Annotated in this window: 14 protein-coding genes; 7 read left to right on the top strand and 7 right to left on the bottom strand. The window is 69.2% G+C overall.

The window, feature by feature from the left end; genetic code table 11:
* Positions 1-109 precede the first annotated feature (109 nt).
* The 4 genes from ABZW60_RS04490 to ABZW60_RS04505 all read left to right on the top strand — a co-directional run bounded on the left by ABZW60_RS04490 (position 110) and on the right by ABZW60_RS04505 (position 5294).
* Complete coding sequence (locus tag ABZW60_RS04490) at positions 110-2143, top strand: hypothetical protein (RefSeq protein ID WP_355473957.1); 2034 nt, start codon at positions 110-112, stop codon at positions 2141-2143.
* Between the two features lie 111 nt (positions 2144-2254).
* Complete coding sequence (locus tag ABZW60_RS04495; RefSeq protein ID WP_355473958.1) at positions 2255-3499, top strand: extracellular solute-binding protein; 1245 nt, start codon at positions 2255-2257, stop codon at positions 3497-3499.
* 104 nt (positions 3500-3603) lie between these two features.
* Positions 3604-4419 carry a sugar ABC transporter permease gene (locus ABZW60_RS04500; protein WP_355473960.1) on the top strand — a complete coding sequence of 272 codons (816 nt, stop codon included), beginning with the start codon at positions 3604-3606 and terminating at the stop codon, positions 4417-4419.
* The gene (locus tag ABZW60_RS04505) at positions 4419-5294 is read left to right on the top strand and encodes a carbohydrate ABC transporter permease (RefSeq protein ID WP_355473962.1); all 876 of its coding nucleotides are present in this window, start codon (positions 4419-4421) and stop codon (positions 5292-5294) included. The genes ABZW60_RS04500 and ABZW60_RS04505 overlap by 1 nt, the downstream gene beginning before the upstream one ends.
* Before the next feature lie 148 nt (positions 5295-5442).
* On the opposite strand, the gene ABZW60_RS04510 is transcribed toward ABZW60_RS04505, so the two are convergent.
* The 3 genes from ABZW60_RS04510 to ABZW60_RS04520 form a co-directional block, all read right to left on the bottom strand.
* Complete coding sequence (locus tag ABZW60_RS04510) at positions 5443-5907, bottom strand: hypothetical protein (protein ID WP_355473964.1); 465 nt, start codon at positions 5905-5907, stop codon at positions 5443-5445.
* Between the two features lie 15 nt (positions 5908-5922).
* Positions 5923-7005, bottom strand: coding sequence for a hypothetical protein (locus tag ABZW60_RS04515; RefSeq protein ID WP_355473966.1), 1083 nt, complete (start codon positions 7003-7005; stop codon positions 5923-5925).
* A 97-nt stretch (positions 7006-7102) separates the two neighbouring features.
* A complete protein-coding gene (locus tag ABZW60_RS04520; protein ID WP_355473968.1) occupies positions 7103-8077 on the bottom strand; it encodes an LLM class flavin-dependent oxidoreductase in 975 nt (324 codons plus the stop codon).
* 95 nt (positions 8078-8172) lie between these two features.
* On the opposite strand from ABZW60_RS04520, the gene ABZW60_RS04525 reads away from it, so the two are divergent.
* The 3 genes from ABZW60_RS04525 (at position 8173) to ABZW60_RS04535 (ending at position 11693) form a co-directional block, all read left to right on the top strand.
* A complete protein-coding gene (locus ABZW60_RS04525; RefSeq protein WP_355473970.1) occupies positions 8173-9285 on the top strand; it encodes an enolase C-terminal domain-like protein in 1113 nt (370 codons plus the stop codon).
* 10 nt (positions 9286-9295) lie between these two features.
* On the top strand, positions 9296-10243 hold the full coding sequence (locus tag ABZW60_RS04530; protein ID WP_355473972.1) for a dihydrodipicolinate synthase family protein: 948 nt from the start codon (positions 9296-9298) through the stop codon (positions 10241-10243).
* A gap of 226 nt (positions 10244-10469) precedes the next feature.
* A complete protein-coding gene (locus ABZW60_RS04535; protein WP_355473974.1) occupies positions 10470-11693 on the top strand; it encodes a hypothetical protein in 1224 nt (407 codons plus the stop codon).
* Between the two features lie 301 nt (positions 11694-11994).
* Here the strand turns inward: ABZW60_RS04535 and ABZW60_RS04540 are convergent, their stop codons facing one another.
* The 4 genes from ABZW60_RS04540 to thrC are packed head-to-tail and all read right to left on the bottom strand — an operon-like array spanning position 11995 to position 15530.
* Complete coding sequence (locus ABZW60_RS04540) at positions 11995-12792, bottom strand: prolyl oligopeptidase family serine peptidase (protein WP_355473976.1); 798 nt, start codon at positions 12790-12792, stop codon at positions 11995-11997.
* A 38-nt stretch (positions 12793-12830) separates the two neighbouring features.
* Positions 12831-13982: a zinc-dependent alcohol dehydrogenase family protein gene (locus tag ABZW60_RS04545; protein WP_355473978.1), complete on the bottom strand. Its 1152-nt coding sequence runs from the start codon at positions 13980-13982 to the stop codon at positions 12831-12833.
* A gap of 13 nt (positions 13983-13995) precedes the next feature.
* Positions 13996-14271, bottom strand: coding sequence for a ubiquitin-like small modifier protein 1 (locus ABZW60_RS04550; RefSeq protein WP_355473980.1), 276 nt, complete (start codon positions 14269-14271; stop codon positions 13996-13998).
* Positions 14268-15530, bottom strand: coding sequence for a threonine synthase (thrC, locus tag ABZW60_RS04555; RefSeq protein WP_355473982.1), 1263 nt, complete (start codon positions 15528-15530; stop codon positions 14268-14270). The genes ABZW60_RS04550 and thrC overlap by 4 nt, the downstream gene beginning before the upstream one ends.
* Positions 15531-15536 lie beyond the last annotated feature (6 nt).

The following is a 15536-nucleotide window of genomic DNA, read 5'->3' on the forward strand; positions in this document are numbered from 1 at the left end:
GGACCGGTTGCTGTCAGTAGTGGCAAATTCTCCCGAGCCGTTGACTTGGCCACGCCGCGAGAGCTTCACTTTCGGACAGGACCGTAAATAGGCCCCCGGAGGCAATCGCATGCGATCAGTCCGCTCCCTTCTCGCACTGGCACTCGCCGCCCTTCTCGTCACGGCCCCCTCGGCGCCACCCGCCGGCGCGGCCCCCGCCGGGCCGCCCGGGCCGCCGACCGGCACGGTCGTCTCGCTCGGTACGCCGCTGTCCGACGTCCTCCTGATCGGAGGCATCGTCGCGCCCGGCCCGAACGGCAAGACCGTGATCTGGAACGTGTCCACCAGCAGCCCGGCGTACCTGAACGCCATCGACCCGGCCAACGGCGACAGCCTGCTCTCCGTCGCACTGCCCGGCGCCGACGGCAGCTACGCGGTCGCGGCGGCGCCCGACGGCACGATCTACGTCGGCACGTACAACAACGGGCACCTGTACCGGCTGCGGCCGGGCGCGACCACCGCCGAGGACCTCGGCCGCCCGATCCCGACCGAGTCGTTCATCCTGCGGATCACCACCGACGAGCAGGGCAACGTGTACGGCGGCACCTACCCGAACGGCAAGGTGTTCCGCTTCGACCACACGACCGGCGCGATCCGCGACTACGGCAACGTGCTGGCCGGCCAGACCTACGTGCGGAGCATCGACTACTGGAACGGCAAGATCTACGCCGGCACCATGCCCGCCGCGCACATCATGGAGCTCGACGTCGCCTCCGGCGCCCTCGTCGAACTACCGTCGCCGCCCGGCCTCGGCGACCCGGCCAACAAGACGGTCTTCGACCTGAACACCCGGGCCGGCCGGGTCTACGTCCGGATCGCCACCGCCCAGCCGGGCCCGCTGTACGTGTTCGACATCGCCAGCCGGACCTGGGTCGACGAGATCCAGAACGCGCACGGCCTGGACGTCTCCCCGGTCGGCCCGGACGGCACGCTGTACCTGATCCAGAACAGCGAGCTGAAGAAGTACGACCCTGCCACCAAGACCCTGACCGGGACCGGCCTGACCTTCACCGGCCGGATCCAGAACACCCGCTCGATCGGGTACGCCGACCTGAACCTGCCCGACTACCCGGGCACCAGCGTCGTCGGCACCCTGTGGCGCGGCGAGGAGTTCCGGTACAACCCGCAGACCGGCAAGTCCGAGATCTTCCAGACCAAGGTCCGCCGCGAGCCGATCGAGATCCTCTCGGTCGCGGGCGGCAAGGACACCATCTACGCCGGTGGCTTCCTGAACGGCGGGGTGTCCGTGGTCGATCCGACGACGGGTGAGGCGAAGTTCAACCGGTTCTCGCAGGTCGAGGCGCTGATGGAGGGGTCCGACGGCACCGTCTGGGTCGGCGCCTATCCGGAGGCCCGCCTCTACTCCTACGACACCAGCCGGCCCTGGAGCAGCCCGGAGTACTCCCCCGGCCCGCCCGGTACGCCGGACAACCCGAAGCAGCTGCTCAACCTGAAGCCCGACCTGTTCCAGACCCGGGCCCGCGCGCTGACCGAGGTGAACGGCAAGATCGCGGTCGGCACCATCCCCGACGGCGACCGGCTCGGCGGGGCGCTGGTGATCTACGACCCGGCGACGAACACCGCGGAGAAGTACCGCAACGTCGTCCAGGACGAGTCCGTCTTCGGCCTCACCTCGCACTGCGGCATCGTGTACGGCGGCACGTCGATCGCCGGCGGGCTGAGCACCACACCGCCGACCCGGGAAGCGGGCACAGTATTCGCGTGGGACGTGGCCAAGAAGCAGAAACTCTGGGAGGTCGTGCCGGTCGCGGGCCGGGCGACGGTCTCCGCGGTCACCATCGGACCGGACGGGCTGCTCTGGGGCGTGGCCGGGAAGACGGTGTTCGCGCTGGCCCCGGACAGCGGCAAGCTGAAGAAGTCCTTCACGCTCGGTACGACGTCCTCCAGCGGCGACATCGTCGCGACCTCGGAGGCTGTCTACGTGAGTATCGACCTGAACAAGATCTACCGGATCGCGCCCGGGGCGAAGTCCGTCCCGACGCTGTTCGTCCAGCACGCCCACCGGCGGCTCGGCGTCCGCGGGGATCACCAACTGCTGATGACGAGCGGCTCCGAGCTGTTCCGGATTGATATCAGCCGTTGACAGCCGAAATTCACCCCAGCTACTTTCGGTCCTGACCGTTATTCGGTTTCACTACTTCCGGCCCTGACTTCCGGACACCCTGGGGGTGCGATGAGATCCACCGTCCGCCGCATGGCGGCACCATTCACGGCGCTCGTGCTCGCCGCCGCGCTCAGTTCCTGCGGCGGAGGCGACTCGGGCTCCTCGGACTCGAAGAAGAGCGTCACGCTCTGGATGTACCCGGTGATCGCCGACCAGGCGGCCAGCGACGCCTACTGGAAGAAGGTCGAGACCGACTTCGAGGCGGCCAACTCCGGTGTCGACCTGAAGCTGGAGAACCAGCCGTGGAAGGGCCGCGAGGAGAAGGTCGCGGCCGCGTTCTCCGGCGGGAAAGGCCCGGACGTCCTGCTGATGATCCCGGACCAGATCCCGCAGTACGTGAAGAGCGGATCGCTGGAGCCGGTCGACGACGTCGTCTCCCCGGAGAAGGACAAGTTCCTGCCGGCCGCGATCCCCGGCCTGACGGTCGAGGGCAAGGTGTACGGCGCCCCGATCTACCACACCGTCACCACGACGATGTACAACAAGACCGTCCTGACCAAGGCCGGGATCAGCAAGCCGCCGGAGACCTGGGACGAGATCAAGGCCGCCGCGCCGAAGCTCAAGGCCGCCGGGTTCTCCACGCTGGACTATTCGGCCTCGCCGGAGGCGACGCTGAACCTGAACTTCTACCCGCTGCTGTGGCAGGCCGGCGGGAAGGTGTTCGCCGACGACGGCAAGAGCGTCGCGTTCAACCAGGCCCCGGGGCTGGAGGCGCTGACCTTCCTGAAGAGCCTGTGGGACCAGGGCGCGATCCCGAAGACCGCGCTCACCGCGGGCAACGTGGTCGCCGACTCGCCGTTCGGCAAAGGGCAGGTCGCGATGGCGATGACCAGCGTGCCGGCCGACGTGGCCACGGTGACCCCGACCTGGGGCAAGGCGAACGTCGAGCTGGGTGCGCCGCTGACCGGCAAGAAGCAGGTCGGCTTCGGGCTCCCCGGCGGTCTGGTCGTGAACGCGGCCTCGGAGAACGTCGACGGCGCGAAGAAGTTCCTGTCGTTCATGATGCAGTCCGCGCAGCTGGACGCGCTCAGCAAGGCGTCCGGGTTCTACTCGCCGCGCAGCGACGCCAAGTCCGAGTCGACCGACCCGAACGCGGCGAAGTTCCGCGACGCCCTGCAGTACGCCGTACCGGGTGAGCCGAACCCGTCCGCGCGGCAGGTCATGTCGTTCCTGAGCACCGAGATCCAGGCCGTGCTGACCGGCAAGAAGCAGCCCCAGCAAGCCCTGGACGACGCGGCCAAGCAGGCCAACGACCTGCTCTCGAGGCAGCGTTGACCGATTCAACGGACACGGTCGCGGGTCGGGCGGGACCCGCGACCGGCCGTCGTCGCAGTAGGCCGCACCGTCGGCCGTGGGTCGGTCTGCTGTTCGTCGCGCCCATGCTGGTCTTGTTCCTGCTCTTCCGGTTCCTGCCGGCGCTCGGCGCGTTCTTCCTCTCGCTGACCGACTACCGGATCAGCGGGAAATGGGACTTCATCGCGCTCGACAACTACACCCGCCTGTTGTCGGACAAGGTGTTCCACGAGGCCCTGCTGGTGACGATCACCTACACGGTGATCTTCGTCCCGCTGACAGTCCTGCTCTCGCTCGGTACCGCCGTCCTGCTGCACCAGGTGGTCTGGCGGCGCGGCTTCTTCCGCGGCGTGTTCTTCCTGCCGTACGTGACCAGCATCGTCCTGGCCGCGGTGATCTGGAAATGGATCTACGACGCGCAGGACGGGCTGCTGAACGCCGTCCTCGGGCTGGTGTCCATCGGCCCGATCGACTTCCTCAGCCAGTCGAACACCGTGCTGCCGTCGATCGCCCTCACCTCGGCCTGGAAGGGCTTCGGGTACTCGATGCTGATCCTGCTCGCAGGCCTGCAGGCGGTACCGAAGTCGTACCTCGAGGCCGCGATGATCGACGGCGCGGGGACCTGGCAGCGGTTCCGATACGTCACGCTGCCGCAGCTACGGCCCGTGCTGTTCTTCGTGCTGGTGATCGAGACCATCGGCGCCTTCCAGGTCTTCGACGCGATGTACGTGATGACCGGCGGCGGCCCGGTGCGCTCCAGCTACTCGCTCGTGTACTTCCTGTACGACAGCGGGTTCAAATACTTCGACTTCGGCTACGCCAGCGCGATCGGCCTGGTGCTGTTCCTGATCGTGCTGATCGTCTCGCTCGTACAGCGCCGGCTCGTCGGGAGGGACGACTGATGGCTCAGGTACTCGACCGCCCGCCGGTCCGTCCGGTCGCGGAGACCCCCGCGGCGTCCCGGCGTACGACGGCCGGCCGGTTGACGTTGCCGACGCTGCTGACGCTGACCGCGATCGTCACCGTCGTGCCCTTCGCGGCGATGGTGCTGGTCGCGTTCGCGCCGCCCAGCGGGCAGACGTTCCCGGACGCGCTGAACCCGGCGAACTTCACGCTCGAGAACTTCTCCAAGGTGCTGTCCAGCTCGGACATCCCGCGGTGGACGGTCAACTCGCTGCTGTACTCGCTGGTGTCGGTGGCGCTGGTGCTGCTGTTCGCCGCGATGGCCGGGTACGCGTTCGCGAAGAAGAAGTTTCCCGGCCGGGAGATCATGTTCTGGGCGTTCCTCGCCACGCTGATGGTGCCGTTCCAGGCGACGCTGATTCCGTCGTACATCCTGGTCGCGAAGCTCGACTGGGTGGACAGCTACTGGGGTCTGATCGTGCCGACCCTGGCGAACTCGCAGGCCGTGTTCCTGATGCGGCAGTTCATCCTGCAGCTCCCTGACGAGCTGTTCGAGGCGGCCGAGATCGACGGGGCTCCCGAGTGGCGGATCTTCACGATGATCGTGCTTCCGCTGGTCCGCCCGGTGCTGGCCACGCTCGGCATCTTCGTCTTCCTCTGGCACTGGAACGACTTCCTGTGGCCCCTTGTCATCGGCCAGTCCGGCAAGATGCAAACCCTCACCGTCGGCCTCGCCACCCTCCAAGGCCAGGCTGTCCCCATCAACCAACTGATGGCAGGCGCCACCATCACAGTCGTCCCCAGCCTCCTCGTCTTCGGCCTCCTCCAGCGCTACCTGACCGACTCCATCGCGATGTCCGGCCTGAAAGCTTGAGCCCACCGCGGGTGGCCGGGCCGGGGTGGCGCGTGGTCGCCGGCGTCCGAGCTGTTCCGCTCACCGGGGGCTCAGCCGGGCGCTCTCCGGGGGCGACGAGGGCGGCACTAGCGGCCGGCCGCCAGCGGGAGCGCAAGGTCGGAGTGGCCTAGTGGACGCGGGCGTCGAGCATTTTGCGCATTTCGTCGCCGTGGACGGTGAGGGCCCAGATGACCAGGATGTCTACGGCTATCAGGATCGTGGACCAGATCGGGTACGCCGCCAGGAACGCGGCGTTCACCACGATGCTGAGCACCGACAGGATCACGCCGACGATCCGGCCCCACAGCCGGCCGTCCAGCAGGGCGATGCCGGCGAGGATCACCACGAGTCCGAGGATCAGGTGGATCAGGCCCCAGGAGTCGTAGTTGAGCTCGATCGCCAGCCGCGCGGTGCGGACCAGGAAGTAGTCGTCGTGGAAGATCGCGATGAAGCCCTGGAAGGCGTGCAGGATGCCGAGCACGATCATCATCACGCCGGCGAACAGGATCCAGCCGACCCATCGGCTCGGCCACGGGGGTACCTCGACCTCGCCCGGGCGGCGGTGCGAGCCGGGGGTGTCTCCGTCTGACATCGTGAGCTCCTCGTTCTAGGGCGTGACCTCGTTCTTCGCGGCGGCGGTGCGGTACTCGTTGACCGGGTGGTACCGGTCGTACAGCACGGTCAGGATGCTGAACAGGAAGATGAAGAAGAACGTGTCGCCGAGCGACAAACCGTCGCCGCTCCGGTTCAGCAGCAGGTTCTCCAGGAAGACGATCAGCACGTTCAGCCCGAACACCACGGCGAACGAGATCGCCGCCGAGTCCCACCCGTAGCCGCGCCGGGCGGCCCACAGGCCGATCGCGGAGTTGACCACGACGAAGAACGCGATACCGAGGAAAAGCTGGAAGTCGCTGACGTCGACCCCCGGCAGCACCCGGCCGTAGATCACGCTGATGATGCCGATCAGGAAGATCTTCTCCACCGCCGCCCAACCGAAGACCCGGCCGTGCTCGGCGCGGAACGCGGCGCGCTCGGAGGCCTGGTCGATCGCGGTCGGCAGCGGATCGGCCGTCAGCCGCAGCCGCCAATCCGGCGGGCGCAGCCGCGGCCGCACCACGAACCACAGCACCGCGGCGAGGGCCAGCAAACCGATCACCACGACCGGCCCGAACCAGGCGACATCACGGACCGTGTCGGTGAAATCCAGCTCGGCGACGTGGATCCAGTACTCCTGCGGCAGCTTGACGAAGATCCAGATCCCGGCGGCCACCAGGACCCAGAACCGCAGGCTGTAGCGCAGCGGGTTCCGCCGGGCGCGGATCCCCTCGTAGGCGATGAAGAAGTACTCGAACGTGTTCGGGAAGATCAGCAGCAGCGCCCGCACACCGGTGAGCTCGAACAGCAGCACACCGATCTGGCGGTAGAAGAACAGGAAGCGGCTGACCTTGACCGCATGCAGGTTCGACCAGTTGCGCAGGCTCGCCAGGTAGGCGATGGACAGGTAGAACACGTCCATCGCCTTGTCGTAACTCTGGTAGAACGGCGGGTCGTACCCGAAGGACTGGAAGATCGTCTGGTCGGCAGCGTCCAGCACCAGCGAGGCCAGCACCGCGGGCAACGGCCAGCGCGGGATCAGCAGCGGTACTGCGAAGCGCAGAAAGACGACTGTCCAGAAGACCACCTCGGCCATCCGCTCGCCTCCCCCTGACGGCCGGCCGTGGTCACGCCGCCACCGGCGCGACAACCTCCGTCACCAAGAGGTTACGACGTACACCCTGCGTAACGCCTCATCTGGAACCGATGAGATTTCCGAACGCCTCGATCGAGCGCAGCACGTCACGCTGCGGCATCCCCGGCGGCTGGATCCGCAGGATGATGCCGTCGGCCCCCATCTCCTCGTAGTGCGCCAGCCGCTCGGCGCACTCGGCCGGCGAGCCGATCACGCTGCGATCGGCGATCTCGTCCCAGCCCTGGGTGTAGCGGCTCGCGTCGGTCGAGGTCCGCTTCCAGCCCGTGTAGGCGTCGTACAGGTCGCGCAGCGGCTCCTCGAGCGCCTGCCGGGCGTCCTGCGAGGTCGCCCCGCAGAATCCCTCACGGCACAGGATCACGTCCGCGCCGAGCGTGCCCTCGCCGCGCGGGTACCCGAGGTACTCGGCGATCTTGGCGGGCAGGTCCGAGTCCAGTTCGTTGAACGACGTCGTCCAGCCGTCGCACATCCGGGCGGTCCGCTCCAGAACCGCGGACACCCGGCCACCGTTCCACAGTCGCGGGCGCGGGGTCTGCACCGGCCGGGGCGACAGGTACGCCTCGCTGATACTCGTGAACTTGCCGTCGTAGCTGACCTCGTCCTCGGTCCACAACCTGGTGACGATCTCCAGGCACTCCTCGAACCGCGCGACCCGCTCCGCCTGCGTCACGCCGTACAGCGCGAACTCCTCCGGCCGGTACCCGAGCACGAACCCGGCCGTCAGCCGCCCGCCCGACAGCACGTCGATGTGCGCCAGCGTCTCGGCCAGTACGACGGGGTCGTACAGCGGCGCCACGATGCCGGCCGTCGCGATCCCGATCCGCGACGTGTGCGCGGCCAGCCACGTCATCGACGTCAGGATCTCGTGGTACCCGGGCCGGTGCAGGTGCCGCTCGCCGAGCACGACCCACTCGAACCCGGCCTGCTCGGCCAGTCGCGCCTGCTCGACGGCGTCGGCCAGTTGCGGCCGCTCGTCGGGCGTGCCGTACAGGTTCAGATACAGACCCAGCCGCATCGGGGTGCCACCTTCCGTTGACAGGGAGCGCTCACGGTATTTACGGTCTTGACCGTAAATGCTTTCCGCGCAGATTGCGACCCTAGGAGCCGGAAATGAGTCTTGCAGCACTACCGGCGGGGTTGCCGGCCGGGGCGGCACCGATCAGCGCGGTGAAAACGCGCGTGGTCAGCGCGCCGTACCGCCGGCCGTTCCAGATCAGCAGCGGGGTCAGCAACGAGCTGATCAGCCTGGTCGTCGAGGTCCACACGGCCGACGGCGACGTCGGGATCGGCGAGACCTCCCCGATGACGGCGTACACCGGCGAGACCCTGGCCGGCGTCCAGGCCGCGATCGAGGAACACCTCGCCCCGGCACTGATCGGCCGCGACCCGCTCGACCGCGCGGGCGCCCACGTGGTGATGGACGGCGTACTGCGGGGCCAGCAGGTCGCCAAGTCCGGCCTCGACATCGCGCTCTTCGACCTGGCCGGCCGGATGAGCGGCTGGCCGGTGCACGCCCTGCTCGGCGGCAGCGTCCGCGACCGGGTGCAGACGACCTGGGTGGTCGGCCTCGGCACGCTCGACGAAATGGCCGCCGAGGCGGCCGAGTACGCCGATCGCGGGTTCCGGCACCTGAAGGTCAAGGGCGGCCACGACCCGGCCAAGGACCTCGAACTGATCCGGGCCGTCCGCGCCGCGATCCCCGCCGACGCCGAGCTGTGCCTGGACGCCAATGAGGGGTACGACGCCACCACGGCGCTCCCCTACCTTGCCAAGATGAGCGCGGCCGGCCTGACCCTGCTCGAGCAGCCGCTGCCGCGCTGGGACCTGACCGGCCTGGTGCGGCTGCGGGACCGCCTCGACGTGCGCGTCATGGTCGACGAGAGCATGCACTCGCTGCACGACGCGCTGGAGATCGCGCGCCGCGGCGCGGCCGACGTCCTGAACATCAAGATCCTCAAGGTCGGCGGGCTCCACCGGGCCCTGCAGATCGCCGCGGTGGCCGAGGCCGCCGGACTGGCGGTGAAGGTAGGCTCGATGCCGGAGCTGGGCGTGGCCACACTGGCCGCCGTACACCTGGCCGCCGCCGTGCCCGGAGCGACCGTCGCGGCGGACCTGGTGGGGCCGTTGATGGTCGACGAGGACCCGTTGGCCCCGAGCGTGTTCGCCGACTGCGACGGCTGGATCGACGTACCGAAACGCCCCGGTCTCGGGCACGACGTCTGAGAGGTCACTGATGCATCCACTCGTCGAGAGGCTCCGCGGGACACTGCTTCCCGCGGTCGTCACCCCGATGGACCAGGACGGCGTCGTCGCGTACGACGCCTTGTCCGCGTACGCCGTGACACTGACCAGGCACGCCATCGGCGGCGTCGCCGTCTGGGCACACACCGGCCGCGGGCTGTACCTGTCCGAGGGCGACCGCGCGAAGGTGCTCGACACCTGGCGGGCCGCGACCGACGTACCGATCGTCGCCGGTGTCGGCGTACCGAAGTCCACCACGGCCGGATCGCTGGAAGAGGCCGCCGATGCGACGGTCGAGATGGCGCGGGCCGCCGCGGCCGGTGGGGCCGATGCGGTGATGGTCTATCCGCTAGCAGCGCTAGGAGAACGGCCGGACGGTCACGCGCAGGCGGTCGCTTTGCACGAGCGGGTCGCGGCCGAGAGCGGACTGCCGCTGGTCGGGTTCTACCTGCACGGCGAGGCGGGCGGGTACCCGTACGCACCCGAGCTGATCCGCGATCTGCTGTCGCTGGACGCGATGCTCGGCGTGAAGACGGCGACGCTGGACCGGGCGATCGGCTGCCAGGACGCGATCTGGGCCGGGCGCGGCACCGGCAAGCTGCTGATCACCGGCGAGGACCGGATGTACGGGCCGTCGTTCATGTGGGGCGCGGACACGGCGCTCGTCGGTATCGCGTCGGCGCAGGTCGAGCTGTCGGCCGCCGTACTACGGGCCTGGACGGCCGGTGATCACGCCGGGTTCCTGACCGCGTCGGATCGGCTGGACCGGTTCGCGGCGGCGACGTTCTACGCGCCGATCGAGGGCTACGTGCAGCGGATGCTGTGGGCGGCCGAGTGGGAGGGCCTGGTGCCGGCCGCGGCCGCATACGACCCGTACGGGCCCGAGTTGCCGCCGGGCGAGCGCGACCTGGTGATCCGCTGCCTCGAGGACCTGCACTAGCCAGGGGCAGTGAGGTGGCGCGCTCCCTCCTTCGCTCCACCACACCGACGCTCCCTGGGCCCACCGTAGGGGTGGCGGCAATTGTGGTATTGACCGAAACTAGGAGAGCAAGGCCTGAACGTCAAGATCTCGGAGCCCGCTGCGCTATTCTGCGACTTGAGGGCCAGACCAGAAGTCGTCGGAGGATCGCCGTGAGGATCTGCTCAGCTCCAGGCTCGGTGGACTGATGGCGCTGGCGGTCGGGGTGGTCGGGCCCGAGGACCTGGTCCAGCGGGTGACCGTGGTCGGAGCCCCGAGCGGGACCACGCTGCTGCCGCTGCCGTACCGGCACGAGACAGAGGCTGTCGAACTCGTCGAGCAGGCGCACAGCGACGTCGACGCGTTCCTGTTCACCGGCGTCGTCCCGTACACGATCGCCACCGAGGCCGGGGTGATCGACCGGCCCGCGATGTACGTCTCGTACGACGGGGCGACCCTGCTGCGTGCCCTCGTCGAGCTGCTGCGGCTCGGGCACAACGTCACCCAGTTCTCCATCGACACGCTGCGGCGGGCCGAAGTACTCGAGACCCTGATCGAGGCGAAGCTGCCGACGGACCAGATCCAGGTGCTGCCGTACCGGCCCGGCCTCACGTCGGACGACATCGTCGCGTTCCACCGCACCGCGCGCGAGAAGCACGACACGAAAGTCGCGATCAGCTGTCTGGGGTCCGCGTTCCACCTGATCGAGAACGAGATGCCGTCGGTGCGGCTCGCGCCGTCGCGGTACTCGATCCGCTCGACCCTGCAGGCGCTGATCCTGACCACGACCGGCCAGCACGTCGGCGACGCCCAGGTCGCGCTCGGCGTCATCGACCTCCCCGAGCCGGACGACGCGCTGGCCGCCGACCTCATCACCCTCGGCGGCAGCCTCGCCGCCCTGCCCGACGGCCGGCACCTCGTCGTCACCACCCGCGGGCTGCTCGAGCAGGCCACCGAACAGTTCTCCCGGATGCCGCTGCTGGACAGTTTGGCGGCCCGGCACGGTACGGCGTACGTCGGTTTCGGCGTCGGTCGGACAGCAGCCGAAGCCGAGGCTCTCGCCCGCCGCGCAGTCGGCCGGGCCGCCTCGATCGGCACCGTCGCCGGCGTCGTCTCGATGTCCGACGACGTCGAGATCGTCATCGAGCCGTCGGGCGAACAGCCACCCGGCGCCCGCGGCACCGAAAGCCTCCCGCTCCTCGCCCGCCGGGTAGGCCTCAACACCCAAACCCTGGCCCGCATGCGAGAACTCACCGCCACCCTTCCCGACGGCCTCACCACCCAGGACGTAGCCGACCACCTAGCCGTCCAACTCCGCACCGCCCGCCGAGTCCTCAAACGCCTGGAACGAGCAGGCCTAGCAGCCCCCACCGGCACCCAACAACACGGCCGCACCGGCCGCCCACCCACGGTCTACCTGATCCGCCTGTAGAACCTGAGGTTACGAGCCCACGCGTGCTACGCAGCCGTTACTCGTCGCTCCGCTCCTCGCCACAGCTGCTACGCGCGCTCCCACCCACCCCCGGCTTAGCGCCGGACCTCTCAACTGCCGGCTGCCGCCGGCGAGTTGCGGGCTGCCGCCCGCGCTGCGAATGCTCCCTCATTGCGCTAAAGCGAATACCTCAGCGACAGTCCGTCGGCACACGGACCGCTCTGCGCAGGTCGCAGAGGCCAGGCCCCGCTCGGCGGCAAAGACGTCGTGCCCCGTGGGCTGATGCTGATTGCCCGACGCGTCAGCCGACGTCCGTGCCCGGGGCCAGATGGCGGCGGAAGAAGCGTGCGGCTTCTGTCGCCACGGCGTACCAGACCGTCCCGTCGTAGCGGGCCTGTGGATCAGCCTGGAGGTTGTGGCGGCCGCCAACGATCGGGAGCAGTCGGCTGTCCGCGCCGGCGATAACGAGTGCTTGGTGGAGGCGTTCGGCTTGTTCGTAGGGGACCGTTTCGTCGCGGGTGCCGTGGACGATCAGGAACGGTGGCGCTGTCGCGGTGACATGCGTGACGGGGCTAGCAGCCCGGAGCTGTTCGTGGTGGGAGGTCACGTCGCCACCGACCAAAGCGGTGACCGGCGACGGGCGGTCGATCCGCATGGCGCCGCCCGGGCGCAGCAGGTCCGCTGGGGCGCTGATGGTGACGTCTGCCCGCACGTCGGTGCAGTGAAGGGCGGCCAGAGCTGCCAGGTGACCGCCGGCGGACTGTCCCCAGATGCCGACGCGGTCGGGGTCGATCGGAAGGCCGAGCGGGTTGCGCCGCACCCAGTGGAGCGCGGACTGCACGTCGTGCAACTGAGCCGGGAAGGTCGCCTGGCCGCTGTGGCGGACGGAGATGGCGACGGTCAGGAAGCCTGCTCGAGCAAGAGCTGGATTCGCGAACGGCAGCAGGGCGGACGAGCGATCACCTGGTCCCCAGCCGGGGCAGCCGTCGATCCGTACGACTACCGGCAGCGGAGTCGAAGGTCGCGGCGCCGGGCCGAGGACATCCAGGTGCAGGTCGACCCCGGCGGGACTTGCGTAGAGCAGGTCGGGCAGATGCACGAAGCAACCGTGGCATCGACGCGGGCGGACGACCAGAGCTATGGGGTGATGACGGTGACGCCTGGTGGGGTGCCGTTGGAGAGGTCGGCGAGGGCGGCGGGGGTTTCGTCCAGGATGATGGTGCGGGTGACGAGTTGGGTGGGGTTGAGGTTGCCGTTGGCAACTAGGGCGAGCATTTCGGGGTAGGCGTGGGCGGGCATGCCGTGGCTGCCGAGCCAGGACAGTTCCTGGCCGATGAGGCGGCCGACGTCCAGTTGTACGCCGCCGGGGAGGAGGCCGATCTGGACGTGGCGGCCTCGGGGGCGCAGGGATTGCAGGGCTTGCTGGACGATGCCGCTGGAGCCCAGCGCGTCGATCGTCACGTGAGCACCACCCAGGTCGAGAATCCTTGCGACAGCCGACGCGGACGGCAAGTCGCCAGCCCCGGCCGCGGGGGCCGCGGAGCTGGCCGCGGGGGCCGCGGAGCCGGGCGCGTCGGCGGCACCGGGCGCGGGAGCGGGAGCGGGACCGGCCGCGGGAGCGGCGCCGGGCGTGGTCGGGCTGGTTTGGATGGTGTGGGTTGCGCCGTGGGTGCGGGCCAGTTGCAGGGCGGCCGGGTTGGTGTCGATGGCTATGACTTCTGCGCCTAGAGCGGCAGCGATCATGACGGCGGAGAGGCCTACGCCGCCGCAGCCGAAGATCGCGACGCGTTCGCCGGCGGTCACCCGGCCTACCTGGTGGACGGCGCGGAACGACGTGGCGAAGCGGCAGCCCAGGCCCGCGGCGGTTGCGAAGTCCATGTCGTCGGGGAGCCGCACCAGGTTCACCTCGGCGTACGGCACGGCGACGTACTCGGCGAACGAGCCCCAATAGTTGAACCCCGGCTGGAGCTGATTCGGACACACCTGCTGATCACCGGCAAGACACTGCTCACAGGAGCCGCACGCACAGATGAACGGCGTCGTCACCCGATCCCCGACCGCCCACCCGGACACCCCGTCCCCGACCGCGGCGATCGTCCCGGCAAGCTCATGCCCGGGCACATGCGGCAACACGATGTCGGAGTCATGCCCCATCCACCCGTGCCAGTCGCTGCGGCACAGCCCGGTGGCCTCGACGCGAAGGACCACCGAGCCGTCCGCCACGGCAGGCTCCGGCACCTCCCGGACCTCGGGCACAACTCCGTACTGCGAAACGACTACGGCGCGCACCGCAGCAGCTTAATCAGCCGCCGGCGACCGCGGGGATGATGGAGACCTGGCCGCCGTCCTTGATGGTGGTCTGGAGGCCTTCGGCGAAGCGGACGTCGTCGTCGTCGACGTAGACGTTGACGAAGCGGCGGAGTTCGCCCGCGTCGTCCAGGACGCGGCCCTTGATGCCGGGGTACGACGCGTCGAGCGAGTCGAGGACCTCGGTCAGGGTCGTGCCCTCGGCGGAGACCTCGGACACGCCCTGGGTGTAGGGCCGCAGGATGGTCGGGACGCGAACGCTCACACTCACTGCAGGCCTGCCTTCACGAAGGCGTCGTACGACGCGGGGATGGTCACCTTGGGGCCGACCCGGTCGGCCACGGCGTCGAGCGTCTTCAGCCCGTCGCCGGAGTTGATGATCACCGTCTCGGCCTCGGGGTCGAGCTGGCCGGTCGCGATCAGCTTCTTCAGCGTCGCGACGGTCACCCCGCCCGCGGTCTCGGCGAAGATGCCCTCGGTGCGGGCCAGCAGCTGGATGCCCTCGACGACCTCGTCGTCGCTGACGTCCTCGATCGCGCCACCGGTACGGCGGGCCACGTCCAGCACGTACGGGCCGTCGGCCGGGTTCCCGATCGCCAGCGACTTCGCGATCGTGTCCGGGCGCACCGGCTTGACCACGTCGTGGCCGTCACGGAAAGCCTGCGCGACGGGCGAGCAGCCGGTCGCCTGCGCGCCGTACACCTTGTAGTCGGTGGCGTCGACGAGACCCAGCTTGCCGAGCTCGGTGAAGCCCTTGTCGATCTTGGTCAGCTGGGACCCGGACGCGACCGGGACGACGATCTGCTGCGGCAGCCGCCAGCCGAGCTGCTCGGCGATCTCGAAGGCCAGCGTCTTGGAGCCCTCGGAGTAGTACGGGCGGACGTTCACGTTCACGAACGCCCAGCCCTCCTCCTCGCCGGCGATCTCGGAGGCGAGCTTGTTGACGTCGTCGTAGTTGCCGTCGACGGCGACCAGCGTCCCGCCGTACACGGCGGTGGTGATGATCTTGGGGCGCTCGAGGTCCTTGGGGATGAACACGACCGAGCGGATACCGGCCCGGGCGGCGGCCGCGGCGACCGCGTTGGCCAGGTTGCCGGTGGACGGGCAGGCGAAGACCTTCATGCCGAGCTCGCGGGTGGCGCTCAGGGCGGAGGCGACGACACGGTCCTTGAACGAGTGCGTCGGGTTGCCCGAGTCGTCCTTCACCCACAGCTTGCGCAGGCCGAGCTCACGGGCGAGGTTCTGCGCGTCGACGAGCCGGGTGTAGCCGGGCTCGGTGTTCGGGAAGCCGGCCACGTCCACGGGGACCGGCAGCAGCGGCTGGTACCGCCAGATGTTCTTCGGGCCGGCCTCGATCTGCTCGCGGGTGATCGTCGGGTACTCGTATCCGACCTCGAGCGGACCGAAGCACTCCATACAGGCGTAGAACGGGCCGAGCGGCGACTTCGCCCCACAGGCGCGACAGCTCAGGTGCGTACCGTTGCCGAAGGCACCTTCACGGATCGTGTGGGTGGCGGCGGTCAGGCTCATGAGTGA

The organism is Kribbella sp. NPDC003557 (genome assembly GCF_040610805.1).
Taxonomy (GTDB): domain Bacteria; phylum Actinomycetota; class Actinomycetes; order Propionibacteriales; family Kribbellaceae; genus Kribbella.